At 75.2% G+C, this 1724-nt stretch carries 2 protein-coding genes and 1 pseudogene; 2 read left to right on the top strand and 1 reads right to left on the bottom strand.

What is annotated here, in order from left to right:
- Positions 1-470, top strand: a pseudogene (locus KS423_RS45020) (hypothetical protein); the annotation flags it as partial.
- Between the two features lie 16 nt (positions 471-486).
- On the opposite strand, the gene KS423_RS45015 reads toward KS423_RS45020, so the two are convergent.
- Positions 487-921, bottom strand: a complete 435-nt coding sequence (locus KS423_RS45015; protein WP_224285447.1) for a DUF4259 domain-containing protein — start codon at positions 919-921, stop codon at positions 487-489.
- A 157-nt stretch (positions 922-1078) separates the two neighbouring features.
- Here KS423_RS45015 and KS423_RS45010 point away from each other — a divergent pair, with 157 nt between their 5' ends.
- Positions 1079-1516 carry a hypothetical protein gene (locus tag KS423_RS45010; RefSeq protein WP_224285446.1) on the top strand — a complete coding sequence of 146 codons (438 nt, stop codon included), beginning with the start codon at positions 1079-1081 and terminating at the stop codon, positions 1514-1516.
- Positions 1517-1724 lie beyond the last annotated feature (208 nt).

The raw sequence follows: 1724 nt of genomic DNA, 5'->3' as shown, positions 1-1724 counted from the left end.
TGCGCTGCCTGGCCGCCGGCCTGCGGCGACTGCCCAGCCACTACGGCGGCGTGCTGGTCGCGGGCCCGGCGCAGGCCTGCGACCTCGCCGCGTACGCCCCGGGCACGGTGCTGACCGAGCGGGCCCCGGTGACCGGCCTGGCGGCGCCCGGAGCGGATCTGGGGGACGACGTCGGGATCGAGTTCGCCATCTGGTCCGTCGGCGGCCGCCGCAGCTCGGCCTTCGGCGAGCCCGGCGACCAGCCGACGGTGATCTTCGCCCCGGGCACGGAGTTCGAGGTGGTCGAGGTCGAGCCGGCGGACCCGGACGAGGACCGTCCGGCCCGGGTGCTGCTCCACGAGGTCGGCGGCGTCCGCCCGGGCCCCGACCGCCTGCGCACCTGGCTCGCCCGACGCGACGCCGTCGCCCCCGCCGACCGCGTCCGCCCCGCCGATCCCTCCCGCTACGCCCTCGCCCTCGGCGCCGGGTGACCGTTGCCGGGGCCGGTCAGAGCTCGAACAGCGCGTCCTGCGGCTCGGGCTCGGGGTCGAGCACGGCGCGCAGGCCTCTGACGCTCTGCCGCCACGTCGGACCACTGGGCGTCTCGTCCCAGAGCTCGGCGAGCTCGGACGCCTCGGCGACCACGTGGTCGAGTGCCTCGACGGCGAGCGGCCGAAGGTCGGCGGCGAAGACCGGAAGGGCCTGGTCGGGACCATAGCTCGTGCTGATCGGTTCACCGCCCGGGCACTGTGCGGCGATGAGGGCCGCGGCGGCGACGGCCTCTGTTCCTTCGGGGCTTTCCAGGTAGTTCCAGGCCTGGACGGTGCGGACCAGCGCCGCCCGGACCAGGCCCTCGCGTTCGTGCTCGGCGGCCTCGTCCAGGGCATCGGTGAAGTCCAGCGCCGTGTCGTTGTCGAACGGGCCGATGCCCCAGGCACCCATGATGATCTCCTCGCGTCACTGTGCGGCGATCATCACAACGGCCACTGACAGGTGCGTCATGCGGACGGTAGGTCCGACCCGCTCCCCGGTGAACCCCGCGGGGCCGTCCGTCCGTCGGACGGAGCGTAGGGACGTGGCCGTCGGGAGGAGTACGGGAATGGCCGAGACGGTGCAGGGCGGGTTCCGGCTGGCGGCGGTGTTCGACGCGGTGGATCCGGTGACCGGGCCCGGGTTCGCGCCGGACCGGCCGCGGCTGGCGGCGGGGGCGGAGCGCGAGGCCGTGGCCCGGTACCTGCGAGCCGGGGCGACGGTGCTGCTGACGCCGATGCTGATGGACGACGTGGTCGACCCGGGACGGCGCGGCGTCGTGCCGATGGGCTTTCGCACCGACGGCCGGTGGATCTGGACCGACACCGTGACGTACTACCTGGAGGAGTACGGGCTGGCGCCCGACCCCGAGCTGCTCGCGCACGTGCGCCGGCAGCTCGACGAGCCGTGGACGGAGCCCTCGGCGGCGGTGCTGGAGCAGGCCGTGTCCTTCGTGCTGACCCCGCCGGAGGCGGCCGCGGAGCCCGTCTGGACGGTCGGGTCCTGAACCGCGCCGATCCGGTTGAACCGGTTCGGCCACGCCGTCCGTAGCTCCCCACAGGAGTGTCGTCGAGCGCAGGGGATGCATGGTGGGCGAGGAGCAGCGCGGCGAGCCGGAGCGGAGGCCGGGCGGCTTCCGGCTCCCGGCGGTGAACTGGGCGTTGGCGGCCGAGGCGGAGCCGGCGGAGGAGCCCGCGAGCGCCGCGACGGCGGTG

The sequence above is a fragment of the Streptomyces sp. LS1784 genome (assembly GCF_020103755.1).
Classification (GTDB): Bacteria; Actinomycetota; Actinomycetes; order Streptomycetales; family Streptomycetaceae; genus Kitasatospora.
Note: the sequence above shows the minus strand (reverse complement) of the source record. Positions and strands in the feature narration are given on the sequence as shown.

Excerpts from the sequence above, each read along its gene's own strand:
- KS423_RS45015 (WP_224285447.1), bottom strand. The coding sequence starts at position 921 with ATGGGTGCCTGGGGCATCGGCCCGTTCGACAACGACACGGCGCTGGAC.
- KS423_RS45010 (WP_224285446.1), top strand. The coding sequence starts at position 1,079 with ATGGCCGAGACGGTGCAGGGCGGGTTCCGGCTGGCGGCGGTGTTCGAC.